Below are 21,409 nucleotides of genomic sequence, written 5' to 3' on the forward strand. Positions count from 1 at the left end.
TTTCGTCTCCGGTATGTCTCTACAGCGCTTCGGCGCCGGAAATAATTTCAATCAGCTCGTTGGTGATCACGGCCTGACGCGAGCGGTTGAACTGGATCGTCAGCTTGTCGATCATCTCACCCGCGTTGCGAGTCGCGTTGTCCATCGCGGACATCCGTGCACCCTGTTCAGATGCTCCGTTTTCGAGCAGAGCCGAGAAGATCGCGGTCGCAACCCCCTTGGGCAGCAGGTCGGCCAGAATGGCCTCTTCGCTGGGCTCGTAGTCGTAGATGGCACCGCTGTCGTCACCTGCCGCGTCGTCCTCGAACGAGGCGGGGATGATCTGCTGTGCCGTCGGGATCTGGGTCACGACGTTGACGAACTTCGAGTAGAAGATCGTGGCAACATCGAACTCAGCCCCGTCAAAGCGGGACAGAATGTCCTTCGCGATGTCCTGCGCGTTGGTGTACCCAATGCGCTTGACCTCGCTCAGGTCGACATGTCCAACGAACAGATCGCCCAAATCGCGCTTGAGCGCGTCGCGGCCTTTCTTGCCGACGGTCAGAACCTTGACCGTCTTGCCCTTGCCGCGCAGCTCTTCCGCCTTTTGGCGGGCCAGCTTGGCGATGTTCGAGTTGAAGCCGCCGCAAAGGCCGCGTTCAGCTGTCATCACAACCAGCAGATGCACATCATCACTGCCCGTACCACGGAGCAGCTTGGGGGCGCTGTCGCTGCCCCCGACCGAAGCTGCCAGCCCCGCCATCACGGCATTGAACCGCTCGGCATAGGGACGCGAGGCTTCGGCAGATTCCTGGGCGCGGCGCAGTTTTGCTGCCGCGACCATCTGCATGGCCTTGGTGATCTTGCGGGTCGATTTGACCGACTCGATCCTGTTTTTAAGGTCCTTCAGACTAGGCATCGGAACCCCCCGTTACGCGAAGGTCGCGGCGTATTCGTCGATCGCTGCCTTGATCTTGTCGGACGCGTCACCTTTGATCTTCGGATCTTCGTCGGTGATCCACTTCAGCAGGTCGGCGTGCTTGCCGCGCAGGTGCGCCAGCAGACCGGCTTCATAGCGGCCAACGTCCGAGACGTCGATCTTGTCGAGGTAACCGTTGGTGCCCGCAAAGATAACGCAAACGATTTCCGCGTTGGTCAGCGGCGAGTACTGCGGCTGTTTCATCAGCTCGGTCAGACGCGCACCACGGTTCAGCAGCTGCTGGGTCGCGGCGTCAAGGTCGGAACCAAACTGCGCAAAGGCAGCCATTTCGCGGTACTGAGCCAGCTCCAGCTTAACCGGACCGGCGACCGACTTCATCGCGTCAGTCTGAGCCGACGAGCCCACACGCGAAACCGACAGACCGGTGTTCACAGCAGGACGGATCCCCTGATAGAACAGTTCGGTTTCCAGGAAGATCTGACCGTCGGTGATCGAGATCACGTTGGTCGGAATAAAGGCGGAAACGTCACCACCTTGCGTTTCGATCACCGGCAGAGCGGTCAGCGAGCCTGCACCGAAATCTTCGTTCAGCTTGGCCGAACGCTCCAGCAGGCGCGAGTGGAGGTAGAAAACGTCACCAGGATAAGCTTCACGTCCGGGCGGACGGCGCAGCAGCAGCGACATCTGACGATAAGACACAGCCTGTTTGGACAGGTCATCATAGATGATCAGCGCATGGCGGCCATTGTCACGGAAGAATTCAGCCATCGCGGTCGCGGCGTAAGGTGCCAGGAACTGCATCGGTGCCGGGTCAGACGCGGTCGCGGCCACAACGATCGAGTACTCAATCGCGCCGGACTCTTCCAGTTTCTTCACCAGCTGTGCAACGGTCGAACGCTTCTGACCAACAGCCACGTAGATGCAGTACAGTTTCTTCGACTCGTCGTCGCCTGCTGCGTCGTTATAGACTTTCTGGTTCAGGATGGTGTCCAGAGCCACGGCGGTCTTACCGGTCTGACGGTCACCAATGATCAGCTCACGCTGGCCACGGCCAATCGGGATCATCGCGTCAACCGATTTCAGGCCGGTTGCCATCGGCTCGTGCACCGATTTACGCGGGATGATGCCGGGGGCCTTGACGTCCGCAACACCACGCTTCGACGCGTTGATCGGGCCTTTACCGTCCAGCGGGTTGCCCAGACCGTCAACAACGCGGCCCAGCAGCTCGTCACCAATCGGAACGTCCACGATCGAGTTGGTGCGCTTAACAGTGTCACCTTCTTTGATGTCACGGTCAGAACCGAAGATAACGACACCGACGTTGTCGCTTTCCAGGTTCAGGGCCATGCCCATGATGCCACCGGGGAATTCGACCATCTCACCGGCTTGCACATTGTCCAGGCCGTATACGCGGGCGATACCGTCGCCGACGCTCAGCACGCGGCCGATTTCGGCTACTTCGGCTTCCTGACCAAAATTCTTGATCTGGTCCTTCAGAATTGCAGAAATCTCTGCAGCTTGGATTCCCATTTATCCGACCTCTTTCATTGCATTCTGTAGGGAGTTCAGCTTCGAACGGATCGAACTGTCGATCATCTTCGAGCCGACTTTAACGACAAGACCGCCGATGAGGCTTTCATCAACGGTCGCATTGATTGTCACGGTTTTGCCCACACGCTCGGACAGCGTTTTGGACAGTTTATCCATTTGCGTCTTAGTCAACGCCTTGGCCGAGGCGACATCGGCGGTCACTTCGCCGCGCTCTTCGGCCAGCATGTCGCGCAGAACCTGAATCAGTTGCGGTGCAACAAACAGGCGGCGTTTCTGCGCCATCAGACCCAGCGTATTACGCAGGATGGCATTCAGACCCATTTTATCGGCAATTGCAGTAATGGCGCCTTCCTGTTCGGCGCGCGAAACCAGAGGCGAGGCAATCAGGTCGCGCAGTTCGGCGCTGTCGCCCAAAGCTGCTGCCAAATCGTTGATTCCGGTTTCCAGACCTGCAAGGTCCTTGTTCTCTTTCGCGATCTCGAAAATCGCCGTGGCATAGCGTTCAGCTATGCCAGTAGAAATCGAAGCTGGTTCGGACACGTCCACCCTTCCGAATATTAGGCCCCGAAAAACCGCGCGCGCAGCCGTCCCGGGGGCGTGAAGAAACCCCGCCCTTACGGCCGGGGATCAAAATCACCGGGGATGTAGCAGAGCCGAACCCAGCTAGCAATACGTTATAATCCCCTCCGCGTTATCCACAAAATACGCCATTTCAAACACTTACGGTGGGTGCGACCCTTTTTTCCTGCTGGAGGGCGCGAAAAATGTTACCAAACTGTAAGTTTTTGCGATTCCTGCGGCCTTTTTGCCGCAATTTCTACGCCCGACGCGGCGTAAAACGCCTGGCTTGGCCTAGGCCGGTTTCAGCAGACCATCAAGCGCCTTGATCGGACGCCGTTCAGCGTCTTTCGTAACGCTGCCGCTGGGCGGTCGGATATGCTTGGTCACCTCGACCATTAACACCCCACCCGCCATGATCGTCGGCAGACGTTGTCCGGTTTTTTCGATCAAGCTTCCGGATTTCAGCCAAAATCGACGGAACGATGGCGGCAGATACAAAGCCGAGCAGTGGTTTTCCGGAATAAAGTGATGGGACTTGAGCTGGCTCTCAAGCTGCGACGCCGAATAAGGGCGGCCAAATCCAAAAGGCGTGCGATCTGTCCGCGACCATAGCCCCGCCCGGTTGGGCACAATAAAGAATGCCCGACCTCCGGGTCCCAAGACACGCCAGCATTCGTCCAACAATTCGCTGGGGCGCTGTGATGTCTCAAGACCGTGCATGACGACCAGCTTGTCGACATGACCCGTTTCAATCGGCCACAGTGTCTCTTCCGTCAGGACGGACACGTTGGGCATACCCGCAGGCCAAGGCATCACCCCCTGAGGGCCCGGCATCAAACCGATCACCCGCCGCGCCTCGGTCAGATAGGGCCGCAGCAGCGGGACGGCAAAGCCGAAACCGACCACTGTTTGCCCTTTGGCTTCGGGCCACAATTCCGTCAAACGCCCGCGTATCGCGGCCTGCGCCGCACGACCCAGGGTGCTGCGGTAGTAAAAGTTCCTCAGATCCTGCACATCAAGATGCATTGCGGACACCCGGTCAATCGGCTTAGCTTCGGCGCAGTCTAGCAACGAAAGGGCAAAAGGCCATGCCTCTTGAGATCGTCACCATCCCATGCCTAAGCGATAACTACGCTTTTTTGGCCCATGACGCAGAAAGCGGCAACACCGCATTGATCGACGCGCCAGAGGCCGGCCCCATTCTGGCCGAACTGGAAAACCGGGGATGGACGCTTAGTCACGTATTGTTAACCCACCATCATTTCGACCACGTGGACGGCCTGCCCGCCATTCTCGAGAAACACCCGGCCAAGGTGATCGGCGCTGCCGCCGACGCACATCGCCTGCCGCCGCTGGATCAACAGGTTGCCGAGGGCGACCGGTTCGAGATTGGTAGAGAGCCCGTGCAAGTCATGGATGTCTCGGGCCACACAGTCGGGCATATCGCATTCTACATGCCACAGAGCTCGACCGTTTTCACCGCCGATAGCCTGATGGCCCTTGGCTGCGGTCGCCTGTTTGAAGGCACCGCGCCGCAAATGTGGGCCTCGCTGTCGAAACTGGCCGCCCTGCCCGATGACACGTTGGTATGCTCGGGTCACGAATACACGCAGTTCAACGGGAAATTCGCGTTAACTGTCGATCCTGATAACACGGCCCTGCTGGAGCGCGTCGCAGATATCGCACGCGCCCGCGCCGCCAATGAGTCTACAGTGCCGTCCTCATTAGCGCTGGAAAAGGCCACAAATCCGTTCCTTCGCGCCACAGATCCGGCGATTCAGGCGCATCTTGGGATGAAAAATACCGATCCTGCTGCAGTTTTCGCAGAAATCCGGGCTAGAAAAGATCGCTTTTAGTGCTTATTTCGCGCTCTTCACGGCCACGGTCACAATAAATGTGACTGTCAAGTGAAAGAAAACCCTTGAAGCCGGGCCGCGATCAACCAAACTCTAATAGTATGAGGACATGGTTGGGATGGGGATCCGGCCTAAAGCCCGCGCCCCTTTCCGACCCAAGACAGAGGAGCACCCGCGTGCCTTCATTCTCGAGCACATTAGAACAAGCCATTCACGCGGCCTTGGCTGCTGCGAACGAACGGCGGCATGAATTTGCAACGCTGGAGCATCTGTTGCTGGCGCTGTTGGAAGAACCTGATGCCATCCGCGTCATGAAAGCCTGCAGCGTTGATCTGGATGAGCTGCGAAGCACTCTGGTCGAATTCATCGACGAAGACCTGTCAAACCTTGTAACGGATATTGACGGATCCGAAGCGGTTCCAACGGCAGCCTTCCAGCGTGTCATCCAACGCGCCGCGATCCACGTGCAAAGCTCGGGCCGGACCGAAGTGACCGGTGCCAACGTGTTGGTTGCGATCTTTGCTGAACGCGAAAGCAACGCAGCCTACTTCCTGCAAGAACAGGACATGACCCGCTATGACGCGGTGAATTTCATCGCGCATGGTGTCGCCAAAGACCCCGCCTATGGCGAGAACCGGTCAGTTTCAGGCGCGGATCAGGTCGAAGAAGAAGTTCAATCCACTGCGGGCGAAGGCGAACAGAAAGAAAGCGCGCTGGGAAAATACTGCGTCGATCTGAACGTCAAGTCCCGTGCAGGTGACGTGGATCCGCTGATTGGACGCTCGGATGAGGTTGAGCGCTGCATTCAGGTGCTTTGCCGCCGCCGAAAGAACAATCCGCTGCTGGTGGGGGATCCCGGTGTAGGCAAAACCGCCATTGCAGAAGGTCTGGCCCATAAAATCGTCGCGGGTGAAGCCCCCGATGTGCTGTCCGAGACCACGATTTATTCGCTCGACATGGGCGCATTGCTGGCGGGCACCCGCTATCGCGGTGATTTCGAAGAGCGGTTGAAAGCGGTTGTGACCGAACTGGAAGAACATCCCGACGCCGTGCTGTTCATTGACGAAATTCACACGGTGATCGGTGCAGGTGCCACGTCTGGTGGCGCTATGGATGCGTCGAACCTGCTGAAACCCGCACTGCAGGGTGGCAAGCTGCGTACCATGGGTTCGACCACATACAAGGAGTTCCGCCAGCACTTTGAAAAAGACCGTGCGCTCAGCCGTAGGTTCCAGAAGATTGATGTGAACGAGCCTTCGGTCGAGGACAGCGTGAAAATCCTGCGCGGTCTCAAGCCCTATTTCGAAGAGCATCACGCCATCAAATATACCGCGGACGCAATCAAAACGGCGGTGGAATTGTCGGCAAGGTACATCAACGACCGCAAACTGCCCGACAAGGCGATTGACGTGATTGATGAGGCGGGTGCCGCACAGCATCTGGTGGCCGAAAGCAAGCGCCGCAAGACAATCGGCGTCAAGGAAATCGAGGCTGTCGTCGCCAAGATTGCCCGCATCCCGCCCAAGAACGTCACCAAAGATGATGCCGAAGTTCTGAAAGACCTTGAGACATCGCTGAAACGGGTGGTGTTCGGACAGGATGACGCCATTGTGGCGCTCTCCAGCGCGATCAAACTGGCGCGGGCTGGCCTGCGTGAGCCTGAGAAACCCATCGGCAACTACCTATTCGCCGGTCCGACCGGTGTGGGTAAAACCGAGGTGGCGAAACAACTGGCGGATACGCTGGGCGTGGAACTGCTGCGCTTTGACATGTCGGAATACATGGAGAAACACGCGGTATCCCGTCTTATTGGCGCGCCTCCGGGCTATGTTGGGTTTGATCAGGGTGGCCTGCTGACCGATGGCGTTGATCAACATCCACATTGCGTGCTGCTGCTGGACGAGATCGAGAAAGCGCACCCGGACGTGTTCAACATCCTGTTGCAGGTGATGGACCACGGTGAGTTGACAGATCACAACGGCCGCACGGTGAATTTCCGCAACGTGGTGCTGATCATGACCTCGAACGCGGGTGCACAGGAACAGGCCAAGGCCGCAATCGGCTTTGGGCGGGACCGCCGCGAAGGTGAAGACACCGCCGCGATCGAGCGGACCTTCACGCCTGAGTTCCGCAACCGACTGGACGCTGTGATCTCATTCGCACCGCTGCCGAAAGAGGTCATTCTGCAGGTTGTCGAGAAATTCGTCCTGCAGCTTGAGGCCCAGTTGCTGGATCGCAACGTGACCATCGACCTGACACCCAAAGCGGCCGAATGGCTGGCCGACAAGGGTTATGACGACAAGATGGGTGCGCGTCCACTGGGCCGGGTCATTCAGGAGCACATCAAGAAACCGCTGGCCGAGGAGTTGCTATTCGGCAAACTGGCCAAGGGCGGTGTGGTCCGTGTCTCGGTCAAGAAGGGTGATCTGAACCTGGAAATTCTCGGCCCCGATCAGCCGCGTATTCCGGGCGACAAGCCGCCATTGCTAACAGCGGACTGAGAATTCCACAAACACTGACACAAAGCCCGCCATCTTCTGATTGGCGGGCTTTTTCTAACCTGTGGCAGCACGATTAAAGCCCTGACAACGTCTCCATTGGTTGCCAACCTTGCAGCGGTTTCATTTGATCCAGACTGAACTGAAACCAATTTCCGCCTCCGTTCGGGCCCTGATCATAGCGGCGGTCAATCGGCAGACAGGACAAGGCGCAGTAAAGCAAAGTTCCCACACCTCCGTGACCAACAAACAGAATGTCGCCGCCATCGCCGCTGGGCAAACACGCCTTCACCGCGTTCAATATTCGCGCCTGCGCATCAATGGCCCGTTCCCATCCCCGTACTGAACACTCTGGCTGCGCAAAGAACTGATCAGCGACGTCTTCGAATACGTCAGGGGGCAGAAAACCCGTGCTTGAACGGTCATTCTCATGCATCTCGGGGTTCAACTCGACCCCAATCCCCAGCGCGTCAGCGAAGGGCTGGGCCGTTTCCAAGGCCTTGACCTCCAGACTGCTGACAATACGCGTGGTATGTTTCAATGCTCCTAGGTTCTCGGCCAAGTGCATTACCCGAATTTTGCCTGTTTCGTTTAACGACCAGCGTGTCACGTCGACTGCAGGATCAATCGAAACCTGAGGATGTGTCAGGTATCGGGCGACGCGCCCCTTGGACAGGTCCATTACCGCTCGGTCAGCTTCAATTCGATTCGACGGTTCTGAGCGCGGGCATCTGGCGTGTCGGCGGGGTTGACGGGTTGGAATTCTCCGAAACCGTTGGCTGCCAGCCGTTCGGGCGGGATGCCTAGCGCGTCCACCATGTAACGCACCACCGACAGGGCCCGTCCCTGACTCAATTCCCAGTTATCGCGGTAACGCCCTGTCCCAGCCAGCGGTACGTTGTCCGTGTGGCCATCGACCCTGATAACCCAGTTCAAGCCGTCTGGAATCTCTGCCGCTACGGTTCGCAGAATACTTGCAACTTTGGCGACTTCTAACTGCCCTTCCCCGGACAGAACGGCCGAACCTGTGTCGAAAAGAACCTCGGACGAAAATACGAACCGGTCACCTTCAATCCGAACACCTTCCTGATCACCCAAAACATCACGCAACCGACCAAAGAATTCTGAACGGTAGCGTTGCAGGTCCTCTGCCTGGGCCACCAGTTCCTCGTTCTGACCTGACAATGCCTCAGCTTCGGCTTCCAAACGGGCGCGTTCGGCTTCCTCGAGCAAGCGGCGACGGCGTTCTTCTGACGCAGCGCGCGCGAGGGCCGCATTCAAATCCTGACCCAGCGACTGGATTTGGATATCCGCAGCGGCATTGCGCTCTTCATAGTCGTCAAGCAAAGCCTGCAGCCCGCCCAATTGCTGTCGCAGAGCGGCCATTTGCTGATTTAACAAGGCCGCCTCACGCTGCGCTTTTTCGGAAATCGTCTGCTCGACCGAAAGGGTGTCGCGCGCGACCGCAAGCAGGGCTGCGCGTTCTTCGGCCAGCGTCCGCTGCGCCTGAGCCTCATCCTGCGCTTCGACCTGCGCGGCAAGCGCAGCCTCAAGCCGGGCCTGAAGGTCTTGCGCGCTCAACTCTCCGAACTGCCGCTCCAATTCAGCCTTTGCAGCTTGCGCCGCCGCCAAAAGGGTCAGAGTGTCCTCAGCCTCTTTGCGCTGCGCCTCAAGCGCCAGCGTCATAGCCGTTAATTCGGCGTCGGCGTCTTGCAACCTGTTGCGCAGGTTTTCGGCAGCGGCGGCTTCGGCCAGTCTTGCAGCTTCTTCAGCGTTCAGTTGGTCCTCAAGTTCCGTGATTAGCGCAGACTGCGCAGTCTCGGTTTGCTCAAGATCAGCGATCAGCGCTTCAAGAGCCTCACGCCGGGCAGCGGCAAGGCGCGCGGCCTCGGTCTGTTCGTCGATTTCGGCGCGGCTTTGGGCAAGCGCCAGATTCAACGCGTCTTGCTCGGTCAACAGTTCATCGCGCTCTGCCTCAAGCCCCGCAATGGCGCCTTCCGCCCGCTCTTGTTCCGCCAATAACGCAGTAACCTGATCCTCGAAGTCCGTCAGGCGAATTTGGGCTTGCACAAGTTCCGTTTCAACCTGCGTTAAAGTTGAATTCAAAACCCCTAGTCTTGCTTGCAAACGGCTGTTTTCACGCTCTTCCAAACCCAAAGCTCCGGCGAGCGCAGCGATTTCATCAGACAGCGCCGTCAGTTCATCCTCTTGCCCCGAGATCGTTTCGCGCAAGACAAACTGTACGACCATAAAAATGGTCAGTACGAATGTGAGAACCATCAACAACCCGGTGATCGCGTCCACAAATCCGGGCCAGACCGACCCCTGGAACCGTTGACCAGTGCGACGGGACAGCGCCATGGCTTACTCTCCTTCCGGAGCGGTACGCACGGCGCCTCGGGGAAGTGTGAGCGCCTTGACCAGCAACTCGATATCTTTGCGCAATTCGCTCATGCTTTCCTGACGGCCTGCCGAAATCTCTTCGAGTATCCGCAGCAGTTGCACGTCCATCGACCGCAGGCGCATCCGGCTTTCGGCATCGATACCGTCGCCTGTCCCCTGCTCGCGCATATGATCCAGCAAGGCATCCTGTCCCAGCGCAACACGTTCCAGCGCAGCCGTGACTCCTTCGCTTTCGGATTGCCTTTGATTCATGTCGCCAATCACGTCGACCAGTTGGCCCAGCTTGGCTGACAACTCCACACGGTCGCGCTCCTGCGCTGAAAATAGGTCCTGCAGCGCGTTCATCTGTTCCGACATCGTATCCAGAACCGGGGTCAGGACCGCCAGCTCGGCGCTGCTGCCTTCATCCCCTGCGGCAAATCCAACGCGTGTGATCGAGGACAGCCATTCTTCCAGTTCGCGATAGAACCGGTTTTGTCCGTGCCCCGCAAAAAGCTCTAGCAGACCCACGATCAGCGATCCGGCCAGCCCTAAAAGCGAGGATCCGAACGCAACGCCCATGCCCTGCAACTGCGATTCCAGCCCGACCATGAGGCGGTTGAAAACGGCAAGACCTTCTTCGCCTTCCTGCGGATTAAGGCTGCGGATCGTGTCGACAATGGCTGGAACCGTGGTGGCCAATCCAAAGAAAGTCCCCAGAAGGCCCAGATAAATAAGCACGTTGGTGATGTAGCGCGTGATCTCACGCTCTTCTTCCACCCGTTCGGCCACCGAATCCAGAATGGACCGTGTCGAACTGGAACTGATCTGAGACCGCGCACCGCGTTCGCGCAGCAGCGACGCCAAGGGGGCCAAAAGCTGCGGGGTGCGGGCATCTTCGCGGACAACACCGCCGACAAACGCCTCAATCCACCGGACCGAGCCAATCAATTGGGTCACCTGATAAAAACAGGCAAAGACGCCGACCACAAAGACCAGCAGGATGAACCCGTTCAGGTAAGGGTTTGCGTAAAAGACCGGCAGGACATATGGCGTCGCCATGAAGACGCCCAACCCCGCCAAACCAATCGCGACCAGCATCGTTACGATCTGGCGAATGGGTTGCGAGAAATGCGGTCTCGCGCCCTGATGTGCCTGCGCCATGCGCGTGGTTCCCGGTTTTTTTCCTGCTCTGCGCTGAATCTAGCGAAATTCCGCCGGTTACGCCAAGGGTTTATGCGGTAATGGTCCGCACCCGTTGCGCCAACCACTCAAGATCAGGATCGTGCAGGCCAATCTCGGTCAGGTGTTCAGCCGTATTATAAAGGTATTCTGTATTCGGACCGCGCCCCCCAACCGCATACGCGATGATCTGCGCCTGCTCCTCCAGCAGCATCCCCCCGCAGTACTGCACATGGTCGGGGTCGATGACATAGGTCACCGCCGTCACGACCTGTCCATCGTGCAGATGCACGTCCAGCATTTTCTCAACATAGGCCGATGAGATCAGTTCGCGGTCGCGCAATTCCTGCAACGTGCGGTCCTCGTGCCCCGCCTCAACTGCAAGGGCCAGACCAGTGCAACTCGCGTCGGCCTGTTCGTCCAAAGCCAAAACCAGCCCCGGGTCTTCTTCGGTGCCTCGATGGTGGATCGAACTCATGCAAAATGAACGTGCATATCCGTGCAAGGTGGCATGTTCACTTCGGGCTACGGGAAAGCCGGGATTCCACAACAGCGACCCATATCCGAATACCCACATTGTCATTGCACTGGTCCTTGCTCGTTTGCGCCTATAAACATCAATTCCAAGGCGGGAAAAAGGGCCAACTGCCATGCGCGGTTTGATTAGAGCAGTCATATTCGTATTCGCGATCTGGAGCGCGTACTGGCTCATCGCCGGGTTTGGGCTGCGTAACGCAATAACGACCTGGTTCAACAAGCAGGAAGAAATGGGCTGGCAAGCGGACTTCTCTGCCGTTGAAACCGCGGGCTACCCAACGCATCACGTCACACGGCTGAACAATCCAGCCCTCGCCGATCCCGTCAACGGCACCGCCTGGAGCGCGGATTGGATTGAATTCCAAAGCCCTGCAATCTGGCCGGGTCGTCAAATGCTGCGTTTCGCCGACACGCCGCAGCGCCTGTCCTACTTCGATCAGACTGCAACAATTCAAGCCAGTGACCTTCAGGCAGAATTACAATTGCAACCCGGTGTGGCCCTTGTGTTGGAAAAGATGGCACTGACGGCAGGACCGTGGGCCATCACAGACGATGCCGAGGCGCTGGCAGGCGGCGAGACTCTTGGCTTGATCATGGAACAAACCGATCTGCCAGAAGCCTATAACATCAGCGCGCGAATTGACGGCTTTACCCCCGGTGACGACCTGCGTGATCTCATGCGTTCAGCAACCACCCTGCCCCAGTCATTCGAGACGTTGGAATTGGACATGACAACCACCTTCGACAAGGTGTGGGATCGCTCGGCGCTTGAACAAAGCAGGCCCCAGCCAGAAAAGATCGACCTTCACCTGGCGGAGATGAAATGGGGCGCGCTACGCCTGTTCGCGACTGGTCAACTGGACGTTGACAATCAGGGCATTCCAACCGGTGAAATCGCGATAAAGGCCGAGAACTGGCGGGACATGGTCGCCATGGCCAATGCTGCGGGCGCCCTACCCGATCAGGCCGTCAACCCGGTGACACGCGCATTGAATTTCATGGCAGGACTTGGCGGCAATCCCAATGCGCTGGATATGCAGTTGAATTTCCGAGACGGGTTTGTTGCCTTGGGCCCATTGCCCCTTGGGCCCGCACCGCGCCTTATCCTGCGTTAACGGCAGTATGCCCCACGGCGATGGCGCGCCGTGTCCAAGTGGAAATGATCGCGGTGATACCGATCTGAGTTTGGCCCCAACACTGTGCCAAACGGCCCGCACGCGCCGCGCCAGATCTTGATCAACTGTTTCTGTGAAGGGTTCTTGCGCCACCCGTTCAGCACGGTCACGACCTCTCCGTCCGCCATCTTGAAGCCAGAGATATCAATTGCGCGCCCCTTACCGTGTTCAGAGATACGCGCGCCCTTTTGATTGTTTCGGGTCCGGCAGGCATAGTGCGCCGCGACTTGCAGTTCGACCACCGGACCACGTCGTTTGAAAGTCGGAATAACCGTCTTGTCCACCCATTCATTCAAAGCAATCGCCGTACCGCAGTCCATTGTCGACGGGCGACTTAACGCGACACCCGATATGGACGTGATCTGAACCGCATCCTTGATCCCGCAGGCCTTGATCTTGCCGGGAACCTTGCCAACGGCCTTGCCCTGTATTTGAATATCACCACAGACTGACCCTTTGCGAAGCTTGCGCTTTTTGAACAACGCCTCCTGTTCCAGCGCTTTCGGGCGCAGATAGGGCATAAGGGACGTATCTGGCCCAAGCGTCGGCACATTCACCGGGCGCGCAGCGACCGCCAGAACCTGAGCTGAAACAGGGCGCAACTCGGGGCGCATCTTGGATGGGGTCGGGCTTGCAAAGGCCAAGACCGGGGCCGCAGAGGGTCGCACCATGGGGATCAGGGAATGTTCCAAAGGGGCCGCGTTCGAAAGCGAGGCGCTGAGCGCCACAATTCCAACCGCCAGAACCCTTTGGACACCTATCATGAGCCAGCTTTCCCCCGTCCAAAATCGGGCGCATCTGTATCCTGCCCCGCATCAATGATCCCACGGCGGATCGCGCGGGTCCGTGTGAAATAGTCAAACAACTGATCACCGTCACCGGTACGAATAGCCCGCTGCAGGGCGAAAAGCTCTTCGGTGAAGCGGCCAAGAATTTCCAGCGTTGCGTCCTTGTTAGTCAGGAACACGTCGCGCCACATGGTCGGGTCCGACGCTGCGATACGCGTAAAGTCCCGGAACCCGGCAGCGGAATACTTGATGACTTCGCTATCAGTTACTCGCCGAAGGTCATCAGCAACGCCCACCATCGTATAAGCGATCAGATGCGGCGCATGCGAGGTAACGGCCAGAACCAGATCGTGGTGATCCGCATCCATCTCATCTACGTTTGAGCCCATCCCCTCCCACAATGCGCGCAATTGCGCGACGGCTTCGGGGTCGGTGCCTTCGACCGGGACCAACAGACACCAGCGGTTGTCAAACAACTCAGCGAAACCGGCTTCGGGGCCGGAATGCTCGGTTCCCGCCAGGGGATGCGCGGGGATGAAATGCACGCTGTCGGGGATGTGCGGCGACACCGCCTCAATCACATGGCGCTTGACCGAGCCCACATCCGATACGGTTGCACCCGGCTTCAATACTGGCGCCATATCGGCGGCTACCGCGCCCATCGCGCCAACCGGCACACAGAGAACGACCAGATCGGCCCCTTTAACGGCTTCCTGAGCCGTATCACAGACCCGATCGCACAGGCCAATCTTGCGCGCGGTTTCGCGCGTCGCGTGGGACCGGGCGTACCCCGTCACCTCACCCGCCAGACCCGCGCGTTTGATGGCCCAGAACATCGAAGATGCAATCAGGCCCAGCCCAATCAGCGCGACACGGTCGTAAACTGGGGTCATGCGGCGCCCTCTTTGAATTCAGTGATCGCCGCGACGACGCGGCGGCAGGCTTCTTCGTCGCCCACGGTGATCCGCAAAGCGTTCGGCAGGTTGTAACCCGCCACACGGCGCACGATCAAACCCTGCGTTTTCAGGTAATCGTCACATGCCTCAGCTTCGACCTGATCGCGGAACCGCGCGAGAATAAAATTCGTGCTGGACGCGTCCGACGGCACGCCGATCTTGGCAAGTTCATCCGCCAGCCACACCCGCAGCCGCGCATTTTCCGTGTGACAGAAGGTCAGATACTCTTCGTCCTTGATCGCTGCTTCGGCCGCCGCCAGCGCAGTCAGCGACAGGTTGAAGGGCTGGCGCACCCGATTCAACACATCGATAATCGCCTGCGCAGCATAGCCCCAGCCGACGCGCATCCCGCCAAGCCCGTAAATCTTGGAGAACGTCCGGGTCATGATCACGTTCTCGAACCGGTCCACCAGCGCTGCCCCACCGTCGAAATTTGCGACAAATTCCGCATAGGCCCCGTCGATGACCATCAGGCACGATTGCGGAAGGGCCTCGGCCAAGCGCACCAATTCAGCCTCTGGGATCATGGTCGAGGTCGGGTTGCCCGGATTGGTCACGAACACGATCCGTGTCTGCCCGGTTACGGCCGCCAGAATATTATCGACATCCACGCGACGGTCCGTCTCGGGCACCATGACCGGAGTTGCCCCCGCCATCTTTGCGATGATGGGGTACATAGAAAAGCCGTGCTCGGTATAGATGACCTCATCCCCCGGACCCGCATAGGCTTGGGCCACGAATTGAAGCACTTCATCGCTGCCGACACCGCATATGATCCGCGCCGGGTCCAGACCGTGGCGCGCACCAATCGCAGCGCGTAGGCTGGCGTGATCGGTGCTGGGATAACGATGCAGGGTGGCCGCACTGTCGCGCACAGCCTCAATCGCCTTGGGACTGGGACCAAACGGGTTTTCGTTGGAGCTCAGCTTGATCACATGCTTGACCCCGGCCACATGCGACTGTCCGCCCTGATAGAGCGCGATGTCCATAATGCCGGGTTGCGGGGTGATCTTTATCATAAGAGGCTCCGTTTATTGAAGCCTCTCATACCTGTCTCAACGCCTTGAGAAAAGCGGCAATTCCGTCACGCCGCTTTGAAGCGGGCCGTTGCCGGATCAGCATCGTAATAGGGCGCGAATTCCTCGGTCCGGTGGGACAGGTCATTGACCCTGTCGATTATGAATTGAACCGTCTCATCGCTCATCAGGTACGAAAAGTTCAGACGCACCCAGCCCGGTTTCTTCATCTCTTCCCCCGCCGACAAAGCCGCGTGCAGCCCCTCGGACGCGGCTTGGTCGATTCCCAGCAAACGATGCGCATAAGGTCCGGCGCAGGCGCAGCCCCCACGTGCCTGAATACCGTAGATGTCGCTGAGCATCCGGGTGAAGAGTTGCTGGTGAACCGGATGACCCGCATTGTCGCGCACAAGGAAGGAATAGATCGGTAGCCGATGCGGATGATCCGCGCCCAGCAAGGTCATGTTCGGGTTGTCGCCCCATCCGTCCAAAGCCATTTGGTTATAGCGTTCCTCCCGTCTGGCAATCTCATCCGTGCCGACCACATCCTTGACGATAAAGGCCAGCGCAGCCCGAATATCTCCGATCACGTTCGGTGTTCCCGCTTCCTCGCGCGTGGCAAGGTCTTCGCTGTAATCGTGCCGCCATGGTGAGACAAAGCTGACGGTGCCACCGCCCGGCCAACTGGGGCAGTTGCGTTTGACCGCAGCCTTGTTGACGACCAAAACCCCGGATGCACCCGGCCCGCCAGGAAATTTGTGGGGTGAAACGACGATAGCGTCCTTGCGCGCATCTTCAGGCCCCATGTCCATTGGCAGGTACGGCCCGCCCCCCGCATAATCCCAAACTGACAAAGCCCCATGAGCCTTGAGCAGTCGGGTCACAGGATCCGGGTCGGTAACGATGCCGGTCACGTTTGATGCCGCCGAGAATGACCCGATGATCAAATCCGACGCGGCATGATCTACCAGCATCCTCTCCAATACGTCGAGGTCGATGCCACCTTCCGGTGCCTCAGGAATCTCGATCACACGCGCTTTGCTTTCGCGCCAGGGCAGAATGTTGGAATGGTGTTCATAAGGCCCGATAAATACAACCGGCCGGTCAGCCGCCTCCACACCAAGCAGACTGACCAGCCGATTGAGACCCGCAGTGGCGCCGGCCCCAGTGAAGATCACCGCGTCCTCTTCCTTGGCACCTACAATGCGAGCGATCTCTGCGCGTGCCTCACGGCGCAGACGGGTCATGTAGGACCCACAATAGGAAGCCTCGGTATGGCTATTTGCATAAAAGGGCAGCACCTGTTCAGCGACAAACTCTTCGACCTGCCGCAGCGCCCGACCCGAGGCGACGTAATCCGCGTAAACCAGCGGAACATCCCCATGTAGACCAGGAATCAGAGCATTCTCTCCGATCAATCCGTCACGCAGACTTGTGATAGGAGTGGTGGCTTCTAGTGCTGCGCGAAATCTGGATAGGGTCATTTTATGGCTCCGTATTGTACCATCAAATATGATTGAGGTTACTCAAATAAACTTCACCGTTCTTTTGGTAGTTTTTCGATTTTTTGTGTCATATGATTATGTATGTCGAAAAAAATAGATCAAATAGATAATCGAATACTGCGTGAGCTTCAGAAGGACGCGACCTTGTCACAGCGGGAATTGGCAGATCGTGTCGGGCTGTCGCAGAACGCATGTTGGCGCCGGTTGAAGGCGTTGAACGAGGATGGGGTAATAACCGGCTCATCAGCCCGAATCTCGCGCGAGAAATTGGGCCTAAACCTGATTGTCTTTGTCATGCTACGCACCCGGCACCATTCTGCGGAATGGCTACAATCTTTCAGAAGCCACGTTCTGACCATTCCCGAAGTTGTGGATTTCCACCGGATCGGCGGCGACTATGACTATCAACTGAAAGTGGTGACCGAAGACATGGTGGCCTATGACAAGGTCTATCAGCGTTTGATCGAAAAGGTCGAACTGGACAGTGTGACCTCGTATTTCGCAATGGAAGCTATTGCTGAAGGGCGACCGCTGCCGATCTGACCCGCCTCTTCATCTGGCCAGAAATATCACGGGGGAGTCGCGCAGCGACGGGGGGCAGAGCCCCCACAAAAAAAAGACCGCACTGAAAGCGCGGCCCTTTGGATCATGTGTATCGGCGAAGATTAGTTCTTCGCGTAGAATTCGACGACCAGGTTCGGCTCCATCATGACCGGGTAAGGCACATCGCTCAGGCCCGGTGCGCGAACGAAGGTTGCGGTCATTTTCGAGTGGTCGGCGTCGATGTAGTCAGGCACATCACGCTCGGCCAGAGCAACAGCTTCCAGAACAACAGCCAGTTGCTTGGACTTGTCGCGCACTTCGATCACGTCGCCTTCTTTGACGCGGTAGCTGGGGATGTTGACCCGCTTGCCGTTCACTTTGACGTGGCCGTGGTTCACGAACTGACGTGCGGCAAACACGGTCGGAACGAACTTGGCGCGGTAGACGACGGCGTCCAGACGACGCTCCAGCAGACCGATCAGGTTTTCACCGGTGTCGCCTTTGACACGCTCGGCTTCGGCGTAGATGCGGCGGAACTGCTTCTCGGTCAGGTCGCCATAGTAGCCTTTCAGCTTCTGCTTGGCGCGCAGCTGCAGACCGAAGTCCGACAGTTTGCCCTTACGGCGCTGGCCGTGCTGGCCGGGACCGTATTCGCGACGGTTGATCGGGGATTTCGGACGACCCCAGATATTTTCGCCCATCCGGCGGTCGATTTTGTACTTGGCAGACGTGCGTTTGGTCACGGCTGATCTCCTTCGATTAGGTCGAGGCCCATGCAGGCCACTATGAAGGGCGTTGTCCTCTTGAGGTTTCCCCCATGACAGGCATCCCCTTGCGGGGGCCACCAACACCAATGAAGCCGCGCTTATATCCGCAGAAGCGGCAGAGTCAACACACCGATTGACACATAACCAGAGTTTTCAGAAACCTTTTGCCGGTCGCTTAGTCCAGCGCGGTACCCACATTCACCGCAGGCAGGGGCGCAAGCTCGCGGTGGTCTGCATTTGCCTGCAATCTGCCAGGAAACGCAACGACCCGATCATCGCCAGAAACGGCCTCGCCGCTGTACTGCCGCAACTGAACAAGTTCGCTCACCCAATAGTCCTGATCGCGGGCCGGGCATCCATTGTCGAAGACAAGAACCGGTGCTGGCTCGTCCAGTACAGAATACAGCACACCGGTGAATTCCTGCGCACCGTTGGTCAGAACGACTACTCCTGTCTCAGAACTATCCAGATCATCTATCGACAGAAACTGGTTCGGCATGACCACCGTCTGTGACGCCGCCTGCTCAACCGGGCCCACCAAAATCATTGCCTGGCCCCGCCAAGACCATGCAGCACCGATGTTCAGAAACGAAAGAGGTGCGGCCTCGAGCCCATCGAGTTCCGTCTGCTTCCATTGGATGACTACACGACCGCTTTGTCCGGCTCTCATTTTGTACCGCCCGCACCCTTCAACACGTCACTGCTCACGTGGTCGTTCTTATCAGCGAAGAACCTGGCAGAAAAGAGACGTTAATATACTGTTAACAAAAATGTGGCTAAAGAGATTCAACTTTTGGACGCCAGCGGGAAACTATCCCGCCGGCGAAAGGGTCATTATAGCCACCTTATAACTGATCGTTTAGCCGCATTTGGAATGCCCGCAGCTTCGGCATGTCATACAGCCCTCGATCATTACCATATCGAACTGCCCGCAAGACGGGCACGCCTTGCCGCGTGGCCCATCCATGTTCACCACTTGCGCCTGCGGGTCGGACTTGAGGCCCATTCCCTCGCCTTCCAGAAATCCGATGTTGATAAGGTGTTGTTCGATGACGCCACCAATCGCAGCAAGGATCGACGGGATGTACTTGCCCTGAACCCAGGCCCCGCCGCGCGGGTCGAACACGGCCTTCAGCTCTTCCACCACGAATGACACATCACCACCACGCCGGAACACGGCCGAGATCATCCGGGTCAGTGCCAGCGTCCAGGCGTAGTGCTCCATGTTTTTCGAGTTGATGAACACCTCGAACGGACGACGACGCCCACCAATCACGATATCGTTGATGGTCAGGTAGATCGCGTGCTCGCTATCGGGCCATTTCAGCTTGTAGGTCGACCCCTCCAGCGATTGCGGCCGGTCCAGCGGTTCGGACATGTAGATCACGTCGCCGCCATCAACCTCGTGCGGCGCGTCGGCGCTCTCGCCCGGGACCTTGTCCGCGCTTTCAGAAACCGTCAGGACCGATCCGGTCACATCATTTGGACGATAGGTCGTGCAGCCTTTGCAGCCTTGATCCCAGGCCTGCATGTAGACGTCTTTGAACGCGTCAAAGCTGATGTCTTCGGGGCAGTTGATCGTCTTGGAAATCGAGCTGTCGATCCATTTCTGCGCCGCCGCCTGCATTTTGACGTGATCCGAAGGGGACAGCGTCTGCGCGTTCACGAAATAATCGGGCAGGGCGGTATCGCCGAACTTGTCGCGCCACATCTGCACGGCATAATCCACGACCTCTTCTTCGGTGCGCGAGCCATCTTTCTGCAGCACCTTGCGAGTATAGGCATAGGCAAAGACCGGCTCGATCCCCGAAGATACGTTACCCGCATAAAGCGATATCGTCCCCGTCGGCGCGATCGAGGTCAGCAAAGCGTTACGAATGCCGTGTTCGCGAATGGCATCGCGTACATCCTCATCCATCTGCTGCATCGTGCCGCTGGCCAGATATTTCTCGGCGTCGAACAAAGGGAACGCCCCTTTTTCCTTCGCCAAATCGACCGACGCCAGATACGCGGCGCGGGCGATCGCGTGCAACCAACGTTCGGTCTGACGCGCCGCCTCGTCCGAGCCATAGCGCAGACCCAACATCAGCAGCGCGTCGGCCAGCCCGGTCACACCCAGCCCGATGCGGCGCTTGTCCTGCGCCTCGGCTTCTTGTTCGATCAACGGGAATTTCGACGCATCCACCACGTTGTCCATCATACGGACGGCTGTGGCGACCAGTTCCTGCAATGCAGCCTCATCCAGATGGGCGGCGTCCTCGAAAGGTTCCGCCACCAGCCGCGCAAGGTTGATCGAGCCCAGCAGACACGCGCCATATGGCGGCAGGGGCTGCTCACCACAGGGGTTCGTCGCAGCAATGGTTTCCACATAGCTGAGGTTGTTGGCCTGATTGATGCGGTCAATGAAGATCACGCCCGGCTCGGCATAATCATAGGTGGCCTGCATGATCTTGTTCCACAGATCACGCGCTTGCACCGTTTGATAGACCTTTCCGCCAAAGACCAATTCCCACGGTCCGTCGGCCTTGACCGCCTCCATGAACGGGTCTGTCACAAGAACCGACATGTTGAACATGCGCAAACGGGCGGGGTCGGATTTGGCGGTGATGAACTGTTCGATGTCCGGGTGATCGCAGCGCATGGTCGCCATCATCGCCCCACGGCGCGAACCCGCAGACATGATGGTGCGGCACATCGCGTCCCACACATCCATGAACGACAGCGGGCCAGAGGCATCCGCAGCTACCCCATGCACATCCGCGCCGCGTGGTCGGATGGTTGAGAAATCGTAACCGATCCCCCCGCCCTGCTGCATCGTCAGTGCGGCCTCTTTCAGCATATCGAAAATGCCGCCCATACTGTCGGGAATAGTGCCCATGACAAAACAGTTGAACAGCGTTACCTGACGCGCGGTCCCGGCGCCCGCGGTGATGCGTCCGGCGGGGAGGTATTTGAAATCCTCCAGCGCCTCAAAGAACTTGTCCTCCCAATGGGCCGCGTCTTTTTCCACACGTGCCAGATCGCGGGCGATGCGCCGCCAGCTATCCTCGACGGTTTGGTCAATAGGTGTGCCATCCGCCTGCTTGAAGCGGTATTTCATGTCCCAGATCTGCTCGGCGATGGGGGCGGCAAAGCGGCTCATTGGTGATTCCCTGTCCTGAAAGAGGTATCCA

At 58.2% G+C, this 21,409-nt stretch carries 19 protein-coding genes; 4 read left to right on the forward strand and 15 right to left on the reverse strand.

Annotated elements, in window-relative coordinates; translation table 11 throughout:
* Positions 1–19 precede the first annotated feature (19 nt).
* The 4 genes from GOX73_RS16945 to GOX73_RS16960 all read right to left on the reverse strand — a co-directional run bounded on the left by GOX73_RS16945 (position 20) and on the right by GOX73_RS16960 (position 4,057).
* Positions 20–898, reverse strand: coding sequence for a F0F1 ATP synthase subunit gamma (locus tag GOX73_RS16945; protein ID WP_171127023.1), 879 nt, complete (start codon positions 896–898; stop codon positions 20–22).
* A gap of 12 nt (positions 899–910) precedes the next feature.
* Positions 911–2,449 carry a F0F1 ATP synthase subunit alpha gene (gene atpA, locus GOX73_RS16950; RefSeq protein ID WP_171120202.1) on the reverse strand — a complete coding sequence of 513 codons (1,539 nt, stop codon included), beginning with the start codon at positions 2,447–2,449 and terminating at the stop codon, positions 911–913.
* On the reverse strand, positions 2,450–3,010 hold the full coding sequence (locus GOX73_RS16955) for a F0F1 ATP synthase subunit delta (RefSeq protein WP_171120201.1): 561 nt from the start codon (positions 3,008–3,010) through the stop codon (positions 2,450–2,452). It abuts the gene before it with no gap.
* A 312-nt stretch (positions 3,011–3,322) separates the two neighbouring features.
* Positions 3,323–4,057, reverse strand: a complete 735-nt coding sequence (locus tag GOX73_RS16960; protein ID WP_171120199.1) for a class I SAM-dependent methyltransferase — start codon at positions 4,055–4,057, stop codon at positions 3,323–3,325.
* 62 nt (positions 4,058–4,119) lie between these two features.
* Between GOX73_RS16960 and gloB the strand changes: the two genes are divergently transcribed.
* Positions 4,120–4,887, forward strand: coding sequence for a hydroxyacylglutathione hydrolase (gloB, locus tag GOX73_RS16965; protein WP_171127022.1), 768 nt, complete (start codon positions 4,120–4,122; stop codon positions 4,885–4,887).
* Between the two features lie 176 nt (positions 4,888–5,063).
* Positions 5,064–7,388, forward strand: coding sequence for an ATP-dependent Clp protease ATP-binding subunit ClpA (gene clpA, locus GOX73_RS16970; protein ID WP_171120196.1), 2,325 nt, complete (start codon positions 5,064–5,066; stop codon positions 7,386–7,388).
* 73 nt (positions 7,389–7,461) lie between these two features.
* Here the strand turns inward: clpA and GOX73_RS16975 are convergent, their stop codons facing one another.
* From GOX73_RS16975 to GOX73_RS16990, 4 genes are all read right to left on the reverse strand, one after another.
* Positions 7,462–8,067 (reverse strand): histidine phosphatase family protein, encoded by a 606-nt coding sequence (locus GOX73_RS16975; protein WP_171127021.1) that lies wholly within the window; start codon positions 8,065–8,067, stop codon positions 7,462–7,464.
* The gene (locus GOX73_RS16980) at positions 8,067–9,746 is read right to left on the reverse strand and encodes a peptidoglycan -binding protein (RefSeq protein WP_171127020.1); all 1,680 of its coding nucleotides are present in this window, start codon (positions 9,744–9,746) and stop codon (positions 8,067–8,069) included. The genes GOX73_RS16975 and GOX73_RS16980 overlap by 1 nt, the downstream gene beginning before the upstream one ends.
* Before the next feature lie 3 nt (positions 9,747–9,749).
* A complete protein-coding gene (locus GOX73_RS16985; RefSeq protein ID WP_171127019.1) occupies positions 9,750–10,931 on the reverse strand; it encodes a biopolymer transporter ExbB in 1,182 nt (393 codons plus the stop codon).
* A gap of 70 nt (positions 10,932–11,001) precedes the next feature.
* Entirely contained in the window at positions 11,002–11,532 is a 531-nt protein-coding gene (locus GOX73_RS16990) for a gamma-glutamylcyclotransferase (RefSeq protein WP_171127018.1), read from the reverse strand.
* Positions 11,533–11,599: 67 nt separating this feature from the next.
* On the opposite strand from GOX73_RS16990, the gene GOX73_RS16995 reads away from it, so the two are divergent.
* The gene (locus GOX73_RS16995; protein WP_171127017.1) at positions 11,600–12,601 is read left to right on the forward strand and encodes a DUF2125 domain-containing protein; all 1,002 of its coding nucleotides are present in this window, start codon (positions 11,600–11,602) and stop codon (positions 12,599–12,601) included.
* On the opposite strand, the gene GOX73_RS17000 is transcribed toward GOX73_RS16995, so the two are convergent.
* From GOX73_RS17000 to GOX73_RS17015, 4 genes are all read right to left on the reverse strand, one after another.
* Complete coding sequence (locus GOX73_RS17000) at positions 12,598–13,425, reverse strand: extensin family protein (RefSeq protein ID WP_171120184.1); 828 nt, start codon at positions 13,423–13,425, stop codon at positions 12,598–12,600. The genes GOX73_RS16995 and GOX73_RS17000 overlap by 4 nt on opposite strands.
* Positions 13,422–14,342, reverse strand: coding sequence for a prephenate/arogenate dehydrogenase family protein (locus tag GOX73_RS17005; protein WP_171135014.1), 921 nt, complete (start codon positions 14,340–14,342; stop codon positions 13,422–13,424). The genes GOX73_RS17000 and GOX73_RS17005 overlap by 4 nt, the downstream gene beginning before the upstream one ends.
* Positions 14,339–15,424, reverse strand: coding sequence for a histidinol-phosphate transaminase (gene hisC / locus GOX73_RS17010; RefSeq protein WP_171127015.1), 1,086 nt, complete (start codon positions 15,422–15,424; stop codon positions 14,339–14,341). The genes GOX73_RS17005 and hisC overlap by 4 nt, the downstream gene beginning before the upstream one ends.
* 65 nt (positions 15,425–15,489) lie before the next feature.
* The gene (locus GOX73_RS17015) at positions 15,490–16,905 is read right to left on the reverse strand and encodes an aminotransferase class V-fold PLP-dependent enzyme (RefSeq protein WP_171127014.1); all 1,416 of its coding nucleotides are present in this window, start codon (positions 16,903–16,905) and stop codon (positions 15,490–15,492) included.
* Positions 16,906–17,007: 102 nt separating this feature from the next.
* On the opposite strand from GOX73_RS17015, the gene GOX73_RS17020 reads away from it, so the two are divergent.
* On the forward strand, positions 17,008–17,469 hold the full coding sequence (locus GOX73_RS17020; RefSeq protein WP_171120176.1) for an Lrp/AsnC family transcriptional regulator: 462 nt from the start codon (positions 17,008–17,010) through the stop codon (positions 17,467–17,469).
* A 122-nt stretch (positions 17,470–17,591) separates the two neighbouring features.
* Here GOX73_RS17020 and rpsD read toward each other — a convergent pair whose 3' ends face one another.
* The 3 genes from rpsD to GOX73_RS17035 form a co-directional block, all read right to left on the reverse strand.
* On the reverse strand, positions 17,592–18,212 hold the full coding sequence (rpsD, locus tag GOX73_RS17025) for a 30S ribosomal protein S4 (RefSeq protein ID WP_170325974.1): 621 nt from the start codon (positions 18,210–18,212) through the stop codon (positions 17,592–17,594).
* A 199-nt stretch (positions 18,213–18,411) separates the two neighbouring features.
* Positions 18,412–18,906, reverse strand: coding sequence for a hypothetical protein (locus GOX73_RS17030; protein ID WP_171127013.1), 495 nt, complete (start codon positions 18,904–18,906; stop codon positions 18,412–18,414).
* 189 nt (positions 18,907–19,095) lie between these two features.
* Positions 19,096–21,378, reverse strand: a complete 2,283-nt coding sequence (locus GOX73_RS17035; RefSeq protein WP_171135015.1) for an adenosylcobalamin-dependent ribonucleoside-diphosphate reductase — start codon at positions 21,376–21,378, stop codon at positions 19,096–19,098.
* Positions 21,379–21,409: the final 31 nt, after the last annotated feature.

It is taken from the genome of Ruegeria sp. HKCCD7221, from assembly GCF_013031225.1.
In the GTDB taxonomy this organism is placed as follows: Bacteria; Pseudomonadota; Alphaproteobacteria; order Rhodobacterales; family Rhodobacteraceae; genus Ruegeria.

What these genes read in the sequence shown, in the direction of transcription:
- gloB (WP_171127022.1), top strand. Translation starts at nt 4,120, where the DNA reads ATGCCTCTTGAGATCGTCACCATCCCATGCCTAAGCGATAACTACGCT.
- GOX73_RS16975 (WP_171127021.1), bottom strand. Translation starts at nt 8,067, where the DNA reads ATGGACCTGTCCAAGGGGCGCGTCGCCCGATACCTGACACATCCTCAG.
- GOX73_RS17035 (WP_171135015.1), bottom strand. Translation starts at nt 21,378, where the DNA reads ATGAGCCGCTTTGCCGCCCCCATCGCCGAGCAGATCTGGGACATGAAA.
- GOX73_RS16945 (WP_171127023.1), bottom strand. Translation starts at nt 898, where the DNA reads ATGCCTAGTCTGAAGGACCTTAAAAACAGGATCGAGTCGGTCAAATCG.
- GOX73_RS16990 (WP_171127018.1), bottom strand. Translation starts at nt 11,532, where the DNA reads ATGACAATGTGGGTATTCGGATATGGGTCGCTGTTGTGGAATCCCGGC.
- GOX73_RS17005 (WP_171135014.1), bottom strand. Translation starts at nt 14,342, where the DNA reads ATGACCCCAGTTTACGACCGTGTCGCGCTGATTGGGCTGGGCCTGATT.
- GOX73_RS16985 (WP_171127019.1), bottom strand. Translation starts at nt 10,931, where the DNA reads ATGGCGCAGGCACATCAGGGCGCGAGACCGCATTTCTCGCAACCCATT.
- GOX73_RS16960 (WP_171120199.1), bottom strand. Translation starts at nt 4,057, where the DNA reads ATGCATCTTGATGTGCAGGATCTGAGGAACTTTTACTACCGCAGCACC.
- atpA (WP_171120202.1), bottom strand. Translation starts at nt 2,449, where the DNA reads ATGGGAATCCAAGCTGCAGAGATTTCTGCAATTCTGAAGGACCAGATC.
- GOX73_RS17015 (WP_171127014.1), bottom strand. Translation starts at nt 16,905, where the DNA reads ATGACCCTATCCAGATTTCGCGCAGCACTAGAAGCCACCACTCCTATC.
- GOX73_RS17020 (WP_171120176.1), top strand. Translation starts at nt 17,008, where the DNA reads ATGTCGAAAAAAATAGATCAAATAGATAATCGAATACTGCGTGAGCTT.
- GOX73_RS17030 (WP_171127013.1), bottom strand. Translation starts at nt 18,906, where the DNA reads ATGAGAGCCGGACAAAGCGGTCGTGTAGTCATCCAATGGAAGCAGACG.
- hisC (WP_171127015.1), bottom strand. Translation starts at nt 15,424, where the DNA reads ATGATAAAGATCACCCCGCAACCCGGCATTATGGACATCGCGCTCTAT.
- GOX73_RS16995 (WP_171127017.1), top strand. Translation starts at nt 11,600, where the DNA reads ATGCGCGGTTTGATTAGAGCAGTCATATTCGTATTCGCGATCTGGAGC.
- GOX73_RS16980 (WP_171127020.1), bottom strand. Translation starts at nt 9,746, where the DNA reads ATGGCGCTGTCCCGTCGCACTGGTCAACGGTTCCAGGGGTCGGTCTGG.
- GOX73_RS17000 (WP_171120184.1), bottom strand. Translation starts at nt 13,425, where the DNA reads ATGATAGGTGTCCAAAGGGTTCTGGCGGTTGGAATTGTGGCGCTCAGC.